The sequence below is a fragment of the Sphingomonas sp. Root241 genome, from assembly GCF_001428865.1.
Lineage (GTDB): Bacteria > Pseudomonadota > Alphaproteobacteria > Sphingomonadales > Sphingomonadaceae > Sphingomonas.
This window is the reverse complement of record NZ_LMIV01000001.1, coordinates 1-19,374: the sequence shown is the minus strand read 5'-3', so window position 1 is coordinate 19,374 and position 19,374 is coordinate 1. Positions and strand designations below refer to the sequence as shown.

Annotated in this window: 14 protein-coding genes, 2 tRNA genes and 1 rRNA gene; 7 read left to right on the top strand and 10 right to left on the bottom strand. The window is 66.5% G+C overall.

The window, feature by feature from the left end; genetic code table 11:
- Window positions 1–4: 4 nt before the first annotated feature.
- The 3 genes from ASE13_RS20435 to ASE13_RS00075 all read right to left on the bottom strand — a co-directional run bounded on the left by ASE13_RS20435 (window position 5) and on the right by ASE13_RS00075 (window position 693).
- The gene (locus ASE13_RS20435; protein ID WP_414885162.1) at window positions 5–157 is read right to left on the bottom strand and encodes a TrbI/VirB10 family protein; all 153 of its coding nucleotides are present in this window, start codon (window positions 155–157) and stop codon (window positions 5–7) included.
- Window positions 158–162: 5 nt separating this feature from the next.
- Window positions 163–498 (bottom strand): DUF6538 domain-containing protein, encoded by a 336-nt coding sequence (locus ASE13_RS20430; protein WP_414885308.1) that lies wholly within the window; start codon window positions 496–498, stop codon window positions 163–165.
- Between the two features lie 121 nt (window positions 499–619).
- A tRNA-Gln gene (locus ASE13_RS00075) sits at window positions 620–693 on the bottom strand.
- A 152-nt stretch (window positions 694–845) separates the two neighbouring features.
- Between ASE13_RS00075 and ASE13_RS00070 the strand changes: the two genes are divergently transcribed.
- Both ASE13_RS00070 and ASE13_RS00065 read left to right on the top strand, forming a co-directional pair.
- The gene (locus tag ASE13_RS00070; protein ID WP_082596299.1) at window positions 846–1,901 is read left to right on the top strand and encodes a Ppx/GppA phosphatase family protein; all 1,056 of its coding nucleotides are present in this window, start codon (window positions 846–848) and stop codon (window positions 1,899–1,901) included.
- Window positions 1,898–2,578, top strand: coding sequence for an RlmE family RNA methyltransferase (locus tag ASE13_RS00065; RefSeq protein ID WP_056609887.1), 681 nt, complete (start codon window positions 1,898–1,900; stop codon window positions 2,576–2,578). Before ASE13_RS00070 ends, ASE13_RS00065 begins: the two co-directional genes overlap by 4 nt.
- Window positions 2,579–2,628: 50 nt before the next feature.
- Here ASE13_RS00065 and rpoZ read toward each other — a convergent pair whose 3' ends face one another.
- Window positions 2,629–2,973, bottom strand: coding sequence for a DNA-directed RNA polymerase subunit omega (gene rpoZ / locus ASE13_RS00060; RefSeq protein ID WP_056609884.1), 345 nt, complete (start codon window positions 2,971–2,973; stop codon window positions 2,629–2,631).
- A 214-nt stretch (window positions 2,974–3,187) separates the two neighbouring features.
- Here rpoZ and ASE13_RS00055 point away from each other — a divergent pair, with 214 nt between their 5' ends.
- Complete coding sequence (locus ASE13_RS00055; RefSeq protein ID WP_056609882.1) at window positions 3,188–4,357, top strand: phospholipase D-like domain-containing protein; 1,170 nt, start codon at window positions 3,188–3,190, stop codon at window positions 4,355–4,357.
- Here the strand turns inward: ASE13_RS00055 and ASE13_RS00050 are convergent.
- Window positions 4,354–5,004 (bottom strand): TetR/AcrR family transcriptional regulator, encoded by a 651-nt coding sequence (locus ASE13_RS00050; RefSeq protein WP_082596298.1) that lies wholly within the window; start codon window positions 5,002–5,004, stop codon window positions 4,354–4,356. The two genes, ASE13_RS00055 and ASE13_RS00050, sit on opposite strands and share 4 nt — an antisense overlap.
- 89 nt (window positions 5,005–5,093) lie before the next feature.
- On the opposite strand from ASE13_RS00050, the gene ASE13_RS00045 reads away from it, so the two are divergent.
- From ASE13_RS00045 to ASE13_RS00035, 3 genes are read left to right on the top strand one after another with little or no spacing between them, the layout of a single operon-like run.
- Window positions 5,094–6,563: an efflux transporter outer membrane subunit gene (locus ASE13_RS00045; protein WP_056609874.1), complete on the top strand. Its 1,470-nt coding sequence runs from the start codon at window positions 5,094–5,096 to the stop codon at window positions 6,561–6,563.
- A complete protein-coding gene (locus tag ASE13_RS00040) occupies window positions 6,556–7,704 on the top strand; it encodes an HlyD family efflux transporter periplasmic adaptor subunit (protein WP_056609871.1) in 1,149 nt (382 codons plus the stop codon). The genes ASE13_RS00045 and ASE13_RS00040 overlap by 8 nt, the downstream gene beginning before the upstream one ends.
- Window positions 7,705–7,716: 12 nt before the next feature.
- The gene (locus ASE13_RS00035) at window positions 7,717–9,246 is read left to right on the top strand and encodes a DHA2 family efflux MFS transporter permease subunit (RefSeq protein ID WP_056609868.1); all 1,530 of its coding nucleotides are present in this window, start codon (window positions 7,717–7,719) and stop codon (window positions 9,244–9,246) included.
- Window positions 9,247–9,366: 120 nt separating this feature from the next.
- Here ASE13_RS00035 and ASE13_RS00030 read toward each other — a convergent pair whose 3' ends face one another.
- Genes ASE13_RS00030 through ASE13_RS00020 form a run of 3 tightly spaced genes read right to left on the bottom strand, consistent with a single transcriptional unit; the run spans window position 9,367 to window position 13,093 of the window.
- On the bottom strand, window positions 9,367–9,738 hold the full coding sequence (locus ASE13_RS00030; protein WP_056609866.1) for a YdbL family protein: 372 nt from the start codon (window positions 9,736–9,738) through the stop codon (window positions 9,367–9,369).
- Complete coding sequence (locus ASE13_RS00025; protein ID WP_056614372.1) at window positions 9,738–9,929, bottom strand: YnbE family lipoprotein; 192 nt, start codon at window positions 9,927–9,929, stop codon at window positions 9,738–9,740. Before ASE13_RS00025 ends, ASE13_RS00030 begins: the two co-directional genes overlap by 1 nt.
- A gap of 11 nt (window positions 9,930–9,940) precedes the next feature.
- Window positions 9,941–13,093 (bottom strand): intermembrane phospholipid transport protein YdbH family protein, encoded by a 3,153-nt coding sequence (locus ASE13_RS00020; protein ID WP_056609864.1) that lies wholly within the window; start codon window positions 13,091–13,093, stop codon window positions 9,941–9,943.
- 361 nt (window positions 13,094–13,454) lie between these two features.
- On the opposite strand from ASE13_RS00020, the gene ASE13_RS00015 reads away from it, so the two are divergent.
- On the top strand, window positions 13,455–18,698 hold the full coding sequence (locus tag ASE13_RS00015) for an Ig-like domain-containing protein (RefSeq protein ID WP_056609862.1): 5,244 nt from the start codon (window positions 13,455–13,457) through the stop codon (window positions 18,696–18,698).
- Window positions 18,699–18,757: 59 nt separating this feature from the next.
- On the opposite strand, the gene ASE13_RS00010 is transcribed toward ASE13_RS00015, so the two are convergent.
- Window positions 18,758–18,834, bottom strand: a tRNA-Met gene (locus ASE13_RS00010).
- Between the two features lie 186 nt (window positions 18,835–19,020).
- Window positions 19,021–19,147: ribosomal RNA gene (gene rrf / locus ASE13_RS00005) — 5S ribosomal RNA — on the bottom strand.
- Between the last annotated feature and the right edge of the window lie 227 nt (window positions 19,148–19,374).

Below are 19,374 nucleotides of genomic sequence, written 5' to 3'. Positions count from 1 at the left end.
TCCTTCAGCCCGCCCAAGGCCGGAGCACGAGATCCTTGTGGACGATCACGCGCAGCGGCCAGCCGGGGCGGACGGTGATGGTCGGCTGGATGTTGAGGTTCTTGGTGACGATCTGCCGGCCAGCCTGATTGGCCGATTGCTGAGCGGACTCGCGCACGGCCTTCACCAGGTCGCTTTCGCCGCCAGGGTCAGCTCGGTCCCGACGCCAAGCAGGGTCGTGAGCGCGACGCCCTTCAGGAGTCGCCAGGTGTGATAGTCGACCAGTCCGTCGAAGTATGCGTTCGCAGCCGCCTCTAGGTCTTCGCGCGTCGGCGACTTCATGTCCGAGAGGGTCTCCACCCGAGCTTCGAACCATAGCGTAGCAGCCAAACACCGCACACGGGCAACCCGAAAATCATCGGTGTTCAACGACCGCCGAAGTTCTGGAACACCCAAACTACGAACCAAAGGGGCGGACAGGCGGAACCGAACGTAATAGGCCGAACCCCTGCGACCCATTTGGGTGGGGAGGGAACTCATCGCCCTGCCCCTGTGTGACGCGGCTGTGTGACATCAAACAGCCTACCCCGAGACCCCCCCGAAGGGAACCGCATGGTATATGGCCGTTTTTCGAAAAGTCTGGATGCCCCGTGAGGATTCGAACCTCAATTGACGGAGTCAGAGTCCGTAGTCTTACCTTTAGACGACGGGGCAACAGGGCCGGCCAGATACGGCGGGGTTTCAGTGCTGTCAACGCCGCTCTGGCGGCGCGCCTTGCCCCATGGGTCGCGCTGCGCTAGCCTCGCTACCAAGCACCGGACGGCTACCATGGCCGAGACGGAACAGAACATAAGCGAGTGAACCCGATGGGGGATGGCCCAGCCAGAGTGCCCCGTGGCCGGAGCGGCAGTTCCGCCCGACCGATACCCAAAGCACCGCCCGAGCGGCCCACACGCGCACGCTGGCCCGAATCGCGCCATTTCGCGGCTTTGGACCTGGGCACCAACAATTGCCGGCTGCTGATCGCCCGGCCGCAGGGCGCGGGCTTCACCGTGATCGACGCCTTTTCGCGAATCGTCCGGCTGGGCGAGGGCCTCGCGACCAGCGGCAAGCTCTCCGACGCCGCGATCGACCGCACGCTGGCGGCGCTCCGGATCTGCGCGGACAAGCTCAAGCGCCGCAACGTCGCACTGGCGCGATCGGTGGCGACCGAGGCATGCCGACAGGCCTCGAACGGATCCGAGTTCATCGAACGCGTCTATCACGAGACCGGGATCGCGCTCGACATCATCACTGCCGAGGAAGAGGCCCGGCTCGCCGTATTGGGCTGCCATGCACTGCTCGAGCCCGGCGACGGCCCCGCTTTGGTATTCGACATCGGCGGCGGATCGACCGAACTGGTGCTGGTCGATTCGCGTGCCGAGGTGCCGCGCATCCTCGACTGGCACAGCGCGCCCTGGGGCGTGGTCTCGCTGACCGAGGCCGTGGGACTGATCGACGGAGCCGAGCGTGGCGCCGCGCTCTACGCCGAGATGCGCGACCGGGTGCGGGAGAGCTTCGCGCCCTTCGTCGCACGGCTCAGGACTCCGAAGGGCACACCGCGGCTGCTGGGCACGTCGGGCACGGTGACCACGCTGGCGAGCGTCCATCTGGGACTGCCTGCCTATGACCGCTCGGTCGTCGACGGACTCATCGTGCCCTCGGCGGCGATGCGCGAGGTCAGCCAGCGGATCGCGGGAATGAGCATGGCCGAGCGTTCGCAGGTGCCGTGCATCGGCGGCGAGCGCGCCGATCTGGTGGTGGCAGGCTGCGCGATCCTCGAGACGATCATGGACCTGTGGCCTGCCGAGCGCCTGGGCATCGCCGATCGCGGCATCCGCGAGGGAATCCTGAGGCGCCTGATGAACGGAGACCGGCTATGAGCCGCGGCGGCGGGCGCGGCCATACGCGCGTGAAGACGTCCCGGGGCCGCACCCCGCAATCGAATCGCTGGCTCGAACGCCAGCTCAACGATCCCTATGTGAAGCGCGCCAAGGCCGAGGGCTATCGCAGCCGCGCGGTCTACAAATTGCTCGAGCTCGACGAGAAGTTCGACTTTCTCAAAGGATCGAAGCGCGTCGTCGATCTAGGCATCGCGCCCGGCGGCTGGACCCAGCTGGTGCGCAAGCGGCTGCCCAAGGCCGCGGTGGTGGGGATCGATCTGCTGCCCGTCGATCCAATCGACGGCGCGACGATCCTGCAGATGGACTTCATGGACGATGCCGCGCCGGACCGGCTGATCGAGGAGCTCGGCGGCGCGCCCGACCTGATCCTATCGGATATGGCCGCCAATACCGTGGGCCATCCGCAGACCGATGCACTGCGGACTTTGGGGCTGGTGGAGGCCGCGCTCGACTTCGCGATACGCACGCTGGCGCCGGGCGGCGATTTCGTCGCCAAGGTGTTCGCCGGCGGCGCCGATTCGACGCTAGTCGCCGAGATGAAGCGCAATTTCGCGACGGTGAAGCACGCCAAGCCGCCTGCCAGCCGCAAGGGCTCGGTCGAATGGTTCGTCGTCGCGCAGGGCTTCAAGGGCCGCGCGGAAGAGGCGCCCGAATAGAAAACGGCCCCGGATCGCTCCGGGGCCGCGAATTTCTCAGGCTACGACGATCAGCCTTCGTAGTCGCTGCCCAGATTCTGGTTGCGGGGCGGAGCGGCCGCAGTGAGGCGAAGCGCCTCGGCCGACTGCGCCAGCGAACCGACCTCGTCCGGCGCTTCCTCGTCGTCGATCTGGACGCGCTGGAGGCTACTGACCACCGCTTCCTCGAGATGATTCGGGCGAACCGTCTCTTCGGCGATCTCGCGCAGCGCGACGACCGGGTTCTTGTCACGATCGCGATCGATGGTCAGCTCGGCGCCGCCCGAGATCTGCCGGGCGCGCTGCGCCGCAAACAGAACCAGATCGAACCGGTTCGAGACCTTGTCGACGCAATCCTCGACTGTGACGCGCGCCATCTACGCTTTCCTTGGATAATGGTGTCCGGGAGAGGGGCGGCACTTAGGCATGGCCCTGCGGATTGTCAAGAAAAACGCCAGTTAGCGGCGGCACGGAAACCGGCGCGGGCCTTGCGGGTTCAATGGTTTCAGTTACGTCACGAAAGATCAGGGCATGCGATTGCTGGAGAGTGCCACACTTGCCGCCACGGCCGGCGCAGCCCATGAGACCGCCATGGATCCCTGGTCGCAGCCCTTCACGGTGGACGGTAACCGGCTGACGATGCTGCCCAGGGGCCCCGAACGGATGGAAGCGTTGCTGGCGCTGATCCGTTCGGCGACGCGCACGCTGCGGGTTCTCTATTATATCTATGTCGATGACGCCGCTGGTGCCGCGATCCGCGACGCGCTGATAGAGGCCGCGAAGCGCGGCGTGAAGGTCCATCTGATCGTCGACGGGCTAGGCAGCGAGCACGCCGCAGCCCGCCACTTCTTCGATCCGCTGCAGGCGGCCGGGGTGGACTTGTGCCGCTTCGTGCCGCGCTGGGGACGGCGCTATCTGCTGCGCAACCACCAGAAGCTCGCCTTGGCCGACGAATCGCGGGTGATCATCGGCGGGTTCAACATCGAGGACAGCTATTTCGGCACTCCCGAGCAGAACGCATGGCGCGACCTGGGGCTGATCGTGGAAGGACCGGCGGCCGCCCGGCTGGTCGGCTATTTCGATGCGCTCTCGCGTTGGGCGAAGCAGCCGCGCGCATCGATGCGCTCGCTCGCGCGGATGCTCAATTCGTGGAGCGAGCCCGAAGGCGCGGCCCGCTGGCTGCTGGGCGGCCCGATGCGGCGGCTCTCGCCCTGGGCGCGGGTGGTCAAGCGCGACATGCAGCGGGCGCGCGCGATCGACCTGATCACTTCCTATTTCATGCCCAATCCGGCGATGCTCCGCCGGCTCGACAAAGCGGGAAAGCGCGGGCGAGTGCGGCTGGTGCTGCCGTCCAGGGTCGATCACACCGCTTCGCTCTGGGCCGCGCACTTCACGTATGCCGGCCTGCTGCGCAAGGGCGTGCAGATCTATGAATACCAGCCGTGCAAACTGCACACCAAGCTGTTCGTCATCGACGACGTCGTGTACATCGGCTCGGCCAATTTCGACATTCGCAGCATGTTCCTGAACCTAGAACTGATGCTCAGGATCGAGGACAGGAAATTCGCTGCGCATGTCCGGCGCTTCGTGGAAGGCGAGATCGCCCAGTCGGAGCTGATAACCGCCGAAATCCATAAAGCGCGCACCGGCGCGTGGACGCGGGTCAAGCAATTCGCCGCTTATTTCGTGATGACGGTGCTCGACTATAATGTGACGCGGCGGCTCAATTTCGGCACTCCGCAACGGCGGCGGCGGAATTAGACCGCACCGCTGCGGGCGATGTCGTAGGCGTGCCCGAAGACGTCCACGGCGGCCTGTGCCTCGGCTTCGATCGTTTCCGGGGTGGGTTCAGCAATCCCCCAGATCACGCGCTGGTGCAGCCAGCCCAGGCACAGGCAGCCGAGCGCGCGGGCTGCCACCTGCGGGTCTGCCTCGCGCATGTGACCGACCGCCATCTGGCCCGCGAAGAAATCGGCGAGCATCCGCTGCGTCGGCTCGGGCGCGCGCCGATAGAAGATCTCGCCGACCTCCGGAAAGCGCGCCGCCTCCGAGGCGATCAGGCGATGAAGGCGCACGCTGTCCTGTGACGTGATCTTATCGATGAAGCTGCGGCAGAAAGTAAGGATCGTTGTCCATAGATCGGCCGACGGTTCGAGCAGATCACTGAGTTGCTGACGATAGGCGGTCGTCGCTTGTTCGAGCACCGCAGAGAACAGCTCTTCCTTGGAGGGGAAATAGTTCCACAAGGTGCCCTTCGAGCCGCCCAGTTCGGCGGAAATCGCCGACATCGACGTCGCCGAATAGCCGTTCTCGAGGAACGAGCGCTTGGCGACCTCCAGGATTGCCAGCCGCCGCTCCTCCTTGCGCGCCTCGCGCTTGCCCGAGGTCTTTTCCGTTAGAGTTTCCATAACCGTACTATAGGGTACGATTTTCTATTGACAAGGCGCGAGGCCGGGACCATTTGCGCAGCCGTACCCTCCAGTACGGTATATAAATCATGATCGCTTCCCGTTTCCGGCCTGCCCTTCTCTCGACGCTGGCCCTCCCCTTCCTGTTTTCCGCCTGCGCGCCGGTGCCGCAGCTCGGCGCGCGGCCCGAAGTCCGCGCCGGCGACAGCTATGCCGCAAGCCAGACCCTCGCCCCTGCCGCCACCGCCTCGGCCTGGCCGGCCGCCAATTGGTGGACCGATTACGGCGACGCGCAGCTGACCGCATTGATCGAAGAGGGCCTGACGGACGCGCCCGACCTCGCCGCCGCCGCCGCGCGGCTGCGTTCGGCCCAAGCCTTCGCCCAGCAGGCCGGTGCCGCGCGCCTGCCCTCGATCGGAGTCGATGCGAGCGCCACCGAGGCCAAGCAAAGCTACAACAACGGCATCCCCCCCGCGTTCGTGCAGCAGGGCTGGAACGACAGCGGCAGGATCGCCGCCAGCCTGAGCTTCGACCTGGATTTGTGGGGCAAGAACCGCGCTGCGCTCGCCGCCGCGACATCGGACGCCGAAGCGGCACGGATCGAGCTCGAGCAATCGCGGCTCGTCCTCTCGACAAATATCGCCGGCGCCTATGCCGATCTCGCGCGGCTCGCCGCCGAGCGCCGGGTGCAGGAGAATGCGCTGAGCGTGCGCACCCAGACGCAGAAGCTGGTCTCGGACCGCGTCGTCGCCGGCCTCGATACCCGCGCCGAGCTCAAACAGGCCGATTCGGCCGTCCCCGCGGCGCGGGCCGACCTTGCCGCGACCGACGAGGCGATCGGCCTCACTCGCAACCGCATCGCGGCTTTGCTCGGCAAGGGTCCGGATCGCGGCCTGACCATCGCCCTGCCCGCCGCGCCGGCCGAAGCACGTTCGCTGCCCGCCGGCGTGACCACCGACCTGATCGGCCGCCGTCCGGACGTCGCCGCCGCGCGCGCCCGGGTCGAGGCCGCGGCCAGCCGGATCAAGGTGGCGCGCGCAGATTTCTACCCGTCGGTCAATCTCAGTGCGCTGATCGGGTTCCAGTCGCTCGGCCTTTCGAACCTGTTCGACAGCGGATCGACCTTCGGACAGGCGGGCCCGGCGATCAGCCTGCCGATCTTCCGCGGCGGGCAATTGGCCGGCCAGTATAAGGGCGCGCGCGCCAGCTATGACGAAGCGGTCGCCAATTACGACGGCATTGTCGCCACGGCGTTCCACGAAGTCGCCGATGCCGTGACCAGCCAGCGCGCGCTGGGCACACGACTGTCCGAAAGCCGGCAGGCGCTGGCCGATTCGGAAGCCGCCTATTCGATCGCCAGGCAACGTTATGAAGGCGGCCTGTCGACCTTCCTCGATGTTCTGACTGCCGAAGAGAGGGTGCTGCAGAACCGCCAGATCGTCGTCGACCTCGAGGCGCGGGCGTTCACGCTCGACGTCCAATTGGTCCGCGCGCTCGGCGGAGGCTTTTCCAACAACATCGCGGCTAGCCCCGCACGCAAGGATTCGACCAATGGCTGACGCAGATCCCGCAGGCCTCCAGTTGCGCACCGACGAGGAAGCGCCGAAGCCCAACACGCTCCGCAAGAAGCTGCTCGGCGGTATCGCCGGCACAGTTCTGCTCGCCGGTGCCGGCTATGGCGGCTGGTATGTTCTGGTCGGCAGCCACCATGTGAGCACCGACAATGCCTATGTCGGCGCCGATACCGCGAGCGTGACTCCGATGGTCGCCGCGCAGGTGCTGAATGTCCGCGTCTCGGACACCCAGGCGGTGCGCAGGGGCGACGTGCTGGTCCAGCTCGACGACAGCGATGCGCAGATCGCCCTCGCGCAGGCCGAGGCCGAACTCGCCAGGACCCGCCGCCAATATGGCCAGACTTCGGCGACCAGCACGGCGCTCGCTGCGCAGGTCGACGCCCGCAATGCCGATATCGCGCGTGCCCGCGCCCAACTCGTCTCCGCACAGGCGGATTACGAGAGGGCACGCGTCGACCTCGCCCGGCGCCAGCGCCTCGCCCCCAATGGCGCGGTGTCGGGCGAGGAACTCTCGTCCGCGACCAACGCCTTCGCCTCGGCAAGGGCAGCGCTCGAACTGGCCCGCGCAGGCATCGCGCAGGCGAGCTCGACCAAGGGCGCGGCGAGCGGTGAACTTGCCGCCAACAACGCGCTGATCAGCGGCACCACGGCCAATAACGCACCCGAAGTGCTCGCCGCACAGGCCAAGGTGGCACAGGCGAAGCTTGATCTGGAGCGCACCGTGATCCGCGCGCCGATCGACGGCGTGATCACTCGCCGCAACGTCCAGATCGGCCAGCGCGTCGCTCCCGGCACGGCACTGATGCTGATCGTTCCCGTCGGCCAGCTCTATGTCGACGCCAATTTCAAGGAAGGCCAGCTCGATCGGGTCAGGGTCGGCCAGGCGGTGACGCTGACGTCGGACCTCTATGGCCGCGATGTCGAATATCACGGCAAGGTCGTCGGGCTCTCGGGCGGCACCGGCGGCTCCTTCGCGCTGATCCCGGCGCAGAACGCGACGGGCAACTGGATCAAGGTGGTCCAGCGCCTGCCCGTGCGCGTGGCGCTCGATCCGAAGGAATTGCAGGCGCACCCGCTGCGGGTCGGCCTCTCCATGGACGCCGAGATCGACGTCTCCGCCAAGTAAGGACGGTTCGAAATGAACGCCAAGGCAGAGGCAGCGGCGCCGCTCACCGGGTTCCGCCTCATCCTCGCGGGCGCGGTGCTCGCGCTCACCAACTTCATGGTGGTGCTCGACACCACGATCGCCAACGTCTCGGTGCCGCACATCGCCGGCAGCCTCGGCATCTCGAGCAGCCAGGGGACGTGGATCATCACCTCCTATGCGGTCGCGGAGGCCGTGTGCGTGCCGCTGACCGGCTGGCTTGCCACCCGGTTCGGCACGGTCCGCACCTTCGCTTTCGGGATGATCGGATTTGGCATCTTCTCCTTGCTGTGCGGCATGTCGACGTCGCTCGGCATGCTCGTCGCCTGCCGGATCGGGCAGGGGCTGTGCGGCGGCCCGCTGATGCCGCTCAGCCAGACCTTGCTGATTCGTATCTTCAAGCCCGAGCAGCGCGCCCAGGCGATGGGCGTGTGGGCGATGACCACGGTCACCGCGCCGATCCTCGGCCCGATCCTTGGCGGCACCATCTCCGATTCCTGGTCGTGGCACTGGATCTTCTTCATCAACATTCCCGTCGCCGCTCTCTGCGCATTCGGCGCGATGCGACTGCTGCGCTCGTCGGAGACCAAGACTGAGAAGATGCGGATCGACGGCGTCGGCCTCGCGCTGATGCTGCTGTGGATCGGCGCGCTGCAGATCATGCTCGATCTCGGCCGCGAGCATGACTGGTTCAGCGATCCGACGATCGTCGCGCTGGCCGTGATCGCCGCGGTGGGGCTGGTCGTGTTCCTCGCCTGGGAGCTCACGGAGGACCAGCCGATCGTCGACTTGCGGGTGTTCCGGCATCGCGGATTCACGGTGGCGGTGGCGAGCCTGTCCTTCGCCTTCGCGACCTTCTTCGCCTCGGCAGTGATCATCCCGCAATGGCTGCAGACCAGCATGGGCTACACCGCGACCTATGCGGGGTACGCCACCGCTTTCACCGGCGTGGCGGCGGTGATCATGTCGCCGATCGTCGCCAAGCTATCGGGCAAATACGACCCGCGCGCCTTGGTGTGTTTCGGCATATTGTGGCTAGGCGTGACCTCGCTGCTGCGGGTGCACTGGAACAGCGGCGCCGATTTCTGGACGCTCGCTTTCCCGCAATTGCTTCAGGGCGTCGGCATGCCGTTCTTCTTCATCCCGCTGACCACCCTCGCGCTCGGCGCCGTCGAGCCCCGCGAGACCGCGGCGGCCGCTGGGGTGATGAGCTTCCTGCGGACCATGGCCGGCGCGATCGGCACCTCGGTATCTGCGACGATGTGGGACGACAGCAGCCGGGTCGCCCGCAGCGAGATCGTCTCCAGCCTGAACACGCAGGGCACCAGCGACGCGCTCGCCGCGCAGGGCTTCTCGGTGGATCAGATCCGGGCGGTGATCGCGCAGCTCGTCGACAAGGAGGCACTGGCAGTGGCGACCACGCACATCTTCCTGATCTCGGCAGTGGTGTTCGCCTTCGCGGCGATGATCATCTGGCTCACGCCGCGGCCGTCACGGACGGTCGAGATGGGGGCAGCGCATTAACCGAGAACCCAAACACGCCCCATTGATCAATTCCTGTCATCCCGGCCTTGAGCCGGGATCCCGCTTCTTCTGTCGACTTGGAACAGCGGGACCCCGGCTCAAGGCCGGGGTGACGATTAGTCAGAGGCAGCGCGGATCCCGCACGGGTGCTTCGGCACCACGCGTCAGCCAGCGGCCGTCGGGAGCCTGGTATTTCTCGCCCGGCGCAGTGCGCAGGATCAGGTTGCAGCCGGTGACGAATGCCATCTGCTGCACCGTCGAGCCGGCCGCCGCCTGATCGGTATATTGCTTCTTGCGCTGGATATTGAGGTTGTTGACCAGCGCGCGGAGCTCCGGGGTCGCCGTGCCGACGATCCCGAGATAGCCGTCGGGCTGCTCGCCGACCTGGCCAGCGGCGCGCGCGGCCGCATAAGCCGGATCGCGTTGCGCGAGCGCCGGCATGGCGACGAGCGAGGCTGCCGCGAGTGCGGCGGTGAAGAGCATAGGGCGCATCAGAATATCCCCGGATTTTCCTGGATCAGTGTCTTCGCCTTGTTGTCGAGGCGATACACCACTTCCTGGGTGATCGATATGTTGAGGTTGATGACGATCGGCTTGTCGGGCGCCGTCACGTTGACGCAGCCGCCGGCCATCATCACCGGCAGTGCCGCGGCCAAAAGGCCTTTAGTTCGATTCAACCGCATCACGGCTCCCTTCATCGCAGCTTGTCGCTTTCGCGCGGCTGAACCGGCTTCGCGCCGCTTTCGCCGCCAGATCGTTCCTGTTCTTCGAGCAACGAGGGCAGATTGCGCTCGATCAGCCGGTTCGGATCGTACCAGGATTGCACCGAATCGAGCAGTTGCTTGAAGGGGGCGCTGACCCGGACGTTGAACACGAAGGGCAACTTGGCCAGCCTCCGCAGCAGGAAGTTGGACTTCGTTCCCTTGCCCTGGCTGACGCCGGCGAAGCGGATCTCGGTGACCATGTCGCCGGCGAGCGGGCCGTTCATGTCGATCGTCAAGCTGCGATAGTCGAGCGCCTTGAGCGCCTGGAACGCCATGTTGCCCCAGAAACCGACGTCGCGCTGCGAAATCTCGCCGACATAGGCGATCGAGCCGCCGGCGCGGGCGCGCAGCGATCCGCCTTCGATCCGGCCGCCTTTCTCGTCGAAGACCATCGGCAGCGTTCCGTCGAACGTGCCGGTGGCGTCGAGATTGTCGAACTCCATTTCCTTCAGGAACAGCGCCGCGTCTGCGCCGATCACGCGGTAGGTCATGCGCCGCTCGCGGCTCTGGCTGAAATCGAGGATCGTCGGCTCGAGCACGAGCTCGCCGCCGGCAAAGGGCCAGCGCCCGCCTTCCACTTCGACGCGCTGGCTGTCGAGCAGGCGGAAGCGGATCGTGCCGCTGGTGACCGGGACCCCCGGATTGACCTCCGCGATGGTGGCGACCTGGCCGGGTTCGGTGCGCATGTTGAGCAAGTCGCTGAACCGCAATTCGGTGGCGAGGCCGCGCACCGATCCGAACGCCGCGGCGAGATCGGCGGCGCGGGTGCCGAAGCGGCCGGTGCTGGTCACGGCTTCGGGCGACCATTGGATCCGGCCTTCGCCTTCCACCGTCCCGCTCACATCGGCGATGACGCCGAAGGTGAGCGGGGTGAGGTCGCTCGGCTGCAGCCCGCCTTCGGCGAAGCGCAGGCCCGGCACTGCGATCGTTGCGACGCCCTTGCCGGTGGAGAGATCGTGCCGGATTTCGACGCGTCCCACGGGAACGTCCGCCGCCGGCGTCTTCAGCCCCGCCGTCGCGACGATATGGTTGCCGACCAGCCGCAGCATCGCGTCGTCGCTGGCGAGCGGGTGGAAGCGTACCGGCGAGGCGGTGTCGGCGACTTGCAGTTTGCCCGCGAGCGACAGGCCGGCGTCATCGGCTTTCCATGTGCCTGCGCCGCCGGAGATCACCAGCGGCACGCTGCCGATCTGCCCGCCCAGATCGGCGAAATGCCCGTCGATGGTGTCGCCGAAGCCGCCGGAGAGCGTGCCGATATCGAGGCGCGTGACGCTCTCCGCGCCGAGGCGTACCGCCGTCCCGGTGACACCGAACCGGCGCGTGCCCAGATCGAACCGGGCCTCCGCGGCACGCAAGGCCAGCGGGCTGGATCCGACCTGGCCGGAGAGATCGGGGCGCACGAGGCGAATGCCGCCGCCGACGCCGCCCGGCCCAGTGTGCAGCATCGCGCCTGCCAGCGGACAGGCCGTCACGCCGCCCGGCGCCAGCACTGCGCCCGCCGCGGCGATCCGCTCGAAGCGGACCGGAATGCAGCCGGGATTCAGGGTGATGCTCCCGCCGCGCCAGCGTGCATCGAGCGGGAGCGCGAGGCGATCGATACGGCCGCCCGCGAATGGGCCCGAGAGGGTGGCGAATGTCCGCATCGTGCCGCCACCTTCGCCGAGCACGAAAGCCACATTCGACAGCGCGAGGCTCGAACCCCCGGCGGCATAAGGCTGGACGAAGCCGACGCCGTAGAGCCGCGCGTCGCCTGGTTTCTGCGACAGCCGGATCAGCGCCTCGGGCATTCCGCCGCCGCGCAGCGCCAGCGTGCCGTCGATCCGCGGCGCCGCCTCCTTGCTGTCGCCACGTAGGCCGCTCCCCCGGTCGAAGGAGAATCGGGCGCCATTTGCAGCGGCGACTTCGAGGCGCGGCAGGCGGTATTGCATCCCGGTCGAGGAGACGGCGAGGACGAGGTCGGCGCTCGCATCGAACGCGGCGGCCGCCGTGGCGGTGGCTCCGGCGATCTGCGCGACGACGGGTCCGAGCGGCGTGCCTTGTGCCGCCGCGGCAGTACCCCGGACCTTGTCCAGCAACGCCCGCGACAGGCTCGCCGAGCCGGCCGAGACCCTCCCGCGATATTCGAAGCCATTGCCACGCTGGGCATAGTCGCCGCGGAGCTGCAACTGCCCCCCGACGGCTTCGGGCATGTCGAAGCGCCCCGTGCCGAGGGCGATCTTGCCGCGCGTTCCAGGAAGCCCGCCGACAAAGGAGACGTCCCCCGCCACATCGGAAACCCGCCGCTGTGGCATCGAGAGCGCGGCGAGGTTCACGCGCGCCGTGCCGTTCCAGCTGTCCAGTCCCTCGCCCAATACCGCCTCGAGCGCGACCTGCGGCCGATCGGCGCGGAAGGTGCCGCAGTCGAGGCGCGTCGCGGTCAGCGGGCCGGCAAGATCAGGCCGGGCCCGGCGGATGTGCAGCTTCACCGTGCCCGACAGGCTGAGCATCGCACAGCCGGCGAGATCGAGCCGGGGCGCGGCAACGCGCGCAGTGCCCGCGAAGCCATTGTCGAGCATTCCCTTGCCCGCAAAACCGAGATCGACGAGGCCGTGGCCGCTATCGAGCCGCATCGCCAGATCGGCGACGTCGAGCTCGACATGCGGCAGCGTAAAAGGCTTTCCGGAAGGGGGCGGCATCAGCCGGTCGATCTCCCCCAACGACAAATGCCCCTGCACCAACCGCGCCTTGATGCGGACCTTACCGGCACGCAGCGCCAGCACCCTGGCACCCCAGGGCGACAGCGTGGTGCCGAGCTCGATCCAGTCGGCCACCAGATCGGGATTGCGGGGATCGCCGATCACGACATTGGTGAGCCGCTGGCGCCACGGAGAGAGCTGGTCGATCTGGTATTGCGCGCGGACGCCCCGGCGGCTCAGCTCCTGATCGACGAATTCGCGCGCGATGGTCCGCCGCTGCAGCCATGCGACGAGCAAAACGGTCAGCAGCAGCACGAACAGTGCGAAAAAAAGGCGCCGCCAGCGGGTGCGGCGCGGCGGCGCTCCCGCAGTCACTTCGTCCGGCGCTTCATCCAGGCTTGTCGTCACGCCGTAGCAACTCCCGCCCGGCCACTATGGCTGCGTTCGAACCTGGTGTCGATTGCGGCGCCGCCGCGATAACCCCTCGTTGGAATCGGACCTTTCCGCGGGCGCTCCGGCCAAAATCATTTGCTATGGACTCGAAGTCGCCGGCGAGTAACCTGTGTGTGTTCCGATATGAAATAATGTCGAGTCGCACGGGGCAAAGGTTCGTTCGAGATTTCGAGCGCTGCGATCGGACGGGGGATTGGGACTATCACAACAATTTCTGGGATGCGCGCGCCCATCGCGGCGAGCTTTCTAATTGTTATTCCATATTCTTTTCATCGCGAATCGCCTGTTTTCTGCAATGCAACAATAGGAGACGGATGTGCCCATCTACACCGGCAATAATGGTAACAACACCATCAACGGCTCCAACGGCGACGACACGATCTACGGTCTCGGCGGCAACGACCATCTCTACGGGCGTGGCGGCAACGACACGATCTATGGCGGTACGGGCAACGACGATATCGAAGGAAACGACGGCAACGACACGCTTTACGGCGAAGACGGCAATGACAGCATGTCGGGAGGCAATGGCAACGACGTCATGAGCGGCGGTACGGGCAATGACGACATGTCCGGCGACGCCAATGACGACACGCTGACCGGCGGGACCGGCAACGACGTGCTGCACGGCGGCACGGGCAACGACATCCTCTATGGCGAAGCCGATAGCGACACGCTGTATGGCGATGACGGCAATGATTATCTCCATGGTGGCGCAGGCCTCGACCATCTGTACGGCGGCACCGGCGCCGATACGCTGGATGGCGGCACCGAGGATGACGAATTGTGGGGCGGCACCGGCAACGACATATTGATGGGCGGCGACGGCAACGATCAGCTTTCCGGCGACGACAATGACGACACGCTGTCGGGCGGCAACGGCAATGACAGCCTGTCCGGCGGCAATGGCAACGACACGCTCACCGGCGGTGGCGGAATCGACTTTATCGACGGCGGCGCGGGCACCGATACCGCGGTCTATTCCGGCTCGCTGGCCGATTACACGATCTACCGGCTCGGCCCGATCGCGGGGGTGGTCCATAACGGGCCCGGCGGGCCGGGTTCGGGCGCGGACGGCGCCGACCTGCTGGTTTCGGTCGAGCGGCTGCAATTCGCCGATGTCGCCATCGACCTCACTGCGAACAACGCGCCGTTCGCGGCCAATGACGCGGCCGCGCTCACCGAGGATGCCGGCAATTACAGCAGCGGCAGCGCGAGCGTGCTGGACAACGACTTCGATTTCGAGGGCGACACGCTGACCGCCACGCCCGGCGTGTTCAACGGCACCTATGGCACGCTGACGCTCAACGCCAATGGCACCTATAATTACGTGCTCAACGCGACCGCACAGACGTTGGCGCAGGGGCAGGTGGTCCAGGACAGCTTCACCTACACCGCGTCGGACGGCAGCGCCTCGGACACCGCCAATCTGGTCTTCACGATCACCGGCGTGAACGACGCCCCCGTGGCCCATCCCGACAATGCGGCGACAAGCGAGAATGCGAGCGTGCTGATCAACGTCCTCGCCAACGATACCGATGTCGACAATGGCGCGGTGCTCACCGTCACCACCGCTTCCGCCCCGGCCGGCCAGGGCAGCGCCGCAGTGATCGGCAACCAGGTCCAGTTCAATCCGGGCAGCAATTTCGATCATCTCGCGGTGGGCGCCACCGCCAGCGTCACAGTCAGCTACACAATCCAGGACCAGTTCGGCGCGGCCTCCGCCTCGACCGTGACGGTCATCGTCACCGGCACCAACGACGGCCCCGTCGCCAATCCGGACGCCGCCGCGACGACCGAGAATGCGACGATTCTCGTCAACGTCCTCACCAACGATACCGATGTGGATGACGGCGCGGTGCTCACGGTCAGTTCGGCCTCGGCACCCGCAGGTCAGGGTACCGCATCGGTGGTCGGCAATCAGGTGCAGTTCGCGCCCGGCGGCGACTTCGACTATCTCGCCGTCGGCGAAAGCACCGTCGTCACGGTCGGCTATTCGATCACCGACGAACATGGCGCCACCGCCGCCTCGACGATCGCCCTCACCGTCACCGGCACGAACGATGCGCCGGTGATCGATGCCGGCGGTACCGACGCGACGGGCAGCGTCACCGAACTGCCCAACGGCGATCCGAACGAGAATGCCTTCACGCGTCAGGACAGCGGCACGATCGCGTTCGACGATGCGGATCTCAGCGATACCCACAGCGCGGGCTTCGCGCCTCAGGCCGGCGGCTATGTCGGCACCTTCACGCTCGATGCGGTAAACCAGGGCACCGACAGCGTCGGCTGGCATTTCGCAGTCGACGACAGTGCGATCGACTTCCTCGACGAAGGCGAGACCTTGACGCAGGTCTACACCGTCACCGTCGCCGACGGGCATGGCGGCACCACGACGCAGGATGTCACCGTCACGATCACCGGCGAATCCGACAATCTGCCGCCCGACGCGGTCGACGACGCCTATTCGGTGGCCGGCAATGTCACGCTCACCGTCGATGCGAATGACGGCGTGCTCGCCAACGACACCGACGACGGCGGAGTGGGCGCAGGACCGGGCGAGGCCTCGGTCACCGCCTTCGACGCGACATCGGCGAACGGGGGGGCGGTCACGGTCAATCCGGACGGCTCGTTCAGCTACGAGCCGCCGGTCGGCTTCAGCGGCGCCGACAGCTTCACCTACACGCTCACCGACGCCGAGGGCGAAACCGACATCGCGACGGTGACCGTCAATGTCGGCGCCAACCAGGTCTGGTTCATCGACAATGCCGCGACCGGCAGTGCCAATCTCGGCACGCAGGCCGATCCGTTCACGTCGCTCGCAGCGTTCAACGCGGCGCAAGGGTCGCCGAGCGGTCCCGGCACCGGCGATACGATCTATCTGCGCGAGGGCACCGGCACCTATTCCGAGGCCGATGGCATCAACCTGCTGAACGGACAGACCTTGGTCGGCGGCGGCCAGGATCTCGTGATCGGCGCGGAAACGATCGAGCAAGGCACCGGGCGCCCGACGATCGTCGTCACCGGCGGCGCCAATAACGGCGTCGATCTCGCCCAGAACAACCATGTGTCGGGCTTCGACATCGGCGACACCACCGGCGCGGGCATCGCCGACGGCGGCGGCAGCGTCGGCAGCTTGACGATCAGCGACGTCGGCAAATCGGGTACCGGCCAGATCGTCGATGTGGATCAGGGCGGCACGCTCAACGTCACGCTCAACAGCGCCGCCTCGTCGGGCTCGAGCGGCGGTGCGATCGACCTTGCCGGCGTGGCGGGCAGCTTCACCGTCACCGGCGCGACCTCGATCACCGGCATGCATAGCGGCGGCGGCATCGACATCACCGGATCGTCGATCACCGCGAGCTTCGCCGGCGGCGGCACCGTGGCGACCTCCACGACCACCGCAGTGAATTTCGTCGGCAATAGCGGCGCGCTCGCGCTCGGCGGCGGGCTCGACATCGTCACGACCAGCGGCGCCGGCCTCAATGCCAGCGGCGGCGGCTCGGTGACCGCGACCGGCGCGGGCAACAGCGTGACCTCGACGACCGGCGTCGCGGTGGCGGTCAGCGGCACCGCGATCGGCGCTGCCGACCTCACTTTCGAGAGCGTCTCGGCCGATGGCGGCGCCTATGCGATCCGCCTCAACGGCACCGGCGCGGCCGGCGGGCTGCACATCACCGGCACCGGCACGACCGACGGCTCAGGCGGCGTGATCCAGAATATCGGCGTGCGCGGCATCGAACTGATCAACACCGCCGAGGTGAGCATCGCCAACGTCGCGCTCACCAACGCCAACACCGTCAACGGCACTTCGACCGATCTCGACGTCAGCAATTCGAACGGGGCGATCTATCTGAGCGGCGTCACCGGGGCGTCGCTCAGCAATGTCGACATCAACGGCGCGGCCGACAGCGGCGTGGTCGGCATCAACGTCGCCGATTTCGTCATGAACAACAGCACGATCACCCAGGCCGGCAATGCCCTGAACGAGAGCGGGCTTGAGTTCACCAACCTCTCGGGCAATTCGTCGATCTCGAACACCGACATTTCCTTCTTCGAGACCAACGGGCTCGACATCGTCAACACCGATGCGGGGCTGAACCTGGTGCTGAATAACGTCACCATCCGCGACAGCCAGACAGCGTCGTCGGGCGGCCCGGCCAATGCCAATGGCGATGGCGGGCTGCAGTTCCGCAGCTTCAGCACCGCGCCGGGCGCACCGGTCACCAATATCGACATCGTCGACAGCGATTTCGTGCGGCTCCGGACCCAGGCGATCCAGGTCATCGGCGACCATGATTCGGTCGTCAGCGTCGATATCGTCAACAACCTCATCGACAGCGAGGCCGCGGCCGGCACCGGCATCGATCTCAATGCGAGCAGCGCGTCGCAATTCGCGTTCAACGTCATCGGCAACACCGTGACCAGCCGCGGCGGCAATGCGATCAATGTCACCGCATTCGGCGGTGCCGACATCGAGGGCCGGATCAACGACAATATCATCACCGCCAATACGGCCGGATCAGGCGTGCGGATCCTGCCGCAAGACACCGGCAGCACCGCGATCGTCGAAGTGCGCAACAACAGCATCACGATGGGGACGGGCAACAGCAATGCCGCGATCGACGCACAGGCGCGGTTCGGCGACGCACGGCTCGACCTCACGCTCGACAACAACACGCTGGATTCGAACCCGACGGCACTTGCCGATATCAACATCACCTCGGGCTCCTCGGCGGCGGGCGAGACCAGCCAGGTCTATGCCAATATCATCGACAATGACGTCCTTGCCGGCGGACCGACCAACGCGCTGCGCCTGCGCGTAGCGGACCTCGACGGCACTTCGGATCCGCGGATTTTCCTCGGCGGTTTCGTGGAGGGCGGGGCCGGCGTCGACGACGATGCGGTCGCCACCTGGAACGCCAATGGCAACACGCCGGTCGTCACTGCGGCGACCGTCGCCGTCAGCCTGACCGCCGGCGCGACGGCGCCCAGCGCGGGCACGGCGCTGGTCCCCGACAATCCGACGCCATTGATGGCAGGCGCGGTGGCCGGCGCCTCGAGCGGAACGGGCCATCTGCTCGGTCAGGCCGATCTGGACGGCCTTGTCGATGCCGCCATCCAGCGCTGGGCCGATGCGGGTGCCGGCGCCGATGCGATCGCCGCGATGCACGCCACGTCATTCGCGGTCGCCGATCTCGTCGGGCTCGATCTCGGCTTGCACGGCAGCGGCGGCGTGCTGATCGACAGCGATGCCGCGGGCTTCGGCTGGTATCTCGACGCGACGCCGTTCGACGACTCAGAATTCCTGGGCGGCAACGGCCCCGCGGGCATCGACCTGCTCACCGTGGTGATGCACGAACTCGGCCATGTCGCCGGTCTGGAGGATCACTATTCGGCAGCCGCCGGCGGCGACCTGATGTTCGGTTTTCTCCTCGAGGGCGAGCGGCGGGCACCGGGCAGCGCGGAGGTGGAGAGCGCCGCCGCACAGCCTGAATGGGCAGACATTTCTGCGCAGGACGATGCCGTGTCGCAGCATCATCTGGACTATTGGATGTAAGGGGCCGCGGCGCGACGCGAAAAGCCCGCGCGGCTGGTGCCGTGCGGGCTTTGGTGTGTTGGTTGCGGGAGTAGGATTTGAACCTACGACCTTCAGGTTATGAGCCTGACGAGCTACCGGGCTGCTCCATCCCGCGGCAATTTGTTTTGCCTCAAGCGCCGGCGGCAGCATGCGCTGCCTTGGCTTTCCTCCCCCGGACTGGATCCGGGGTCGGGCGGCCGTACGGCCTTGCGGGAGCTGCGCTCCCGTTTGGCATTTCTGACGTTGTGAATGGGTTTTCCTGTGGGGACCTTTGTGATTTGCGTTTCGCACGGGCTGCAATGCCTGGCGACGACCTACTCTTCCATCGCTTGAGCGATAGTACCATCGGCGCTGCCATCGGCGCTGTCTGGTTTCACGGCCGAGTTCGGGATGGGATCGGGTGGTTCACAGACGCCATAGCCACCAGGCAATGGAGCCCGTGCGACGGATAGCCAGGGGCTATCCTTTGGGCGCAAATCTTGGGGTTCAAATCGATACCGTGCACATGGGGATTGAATAAAGCTGCGACTGGATCATCCGACCACAAGCAACGCTGGTGTTACCCAGGATTGTCATTGATGGTGGAACTCTCAAGCGCGAATAGGACAATTAGTACTGGTTAGCTCCATGCGTTACCGCACTTCCACATCCAGTC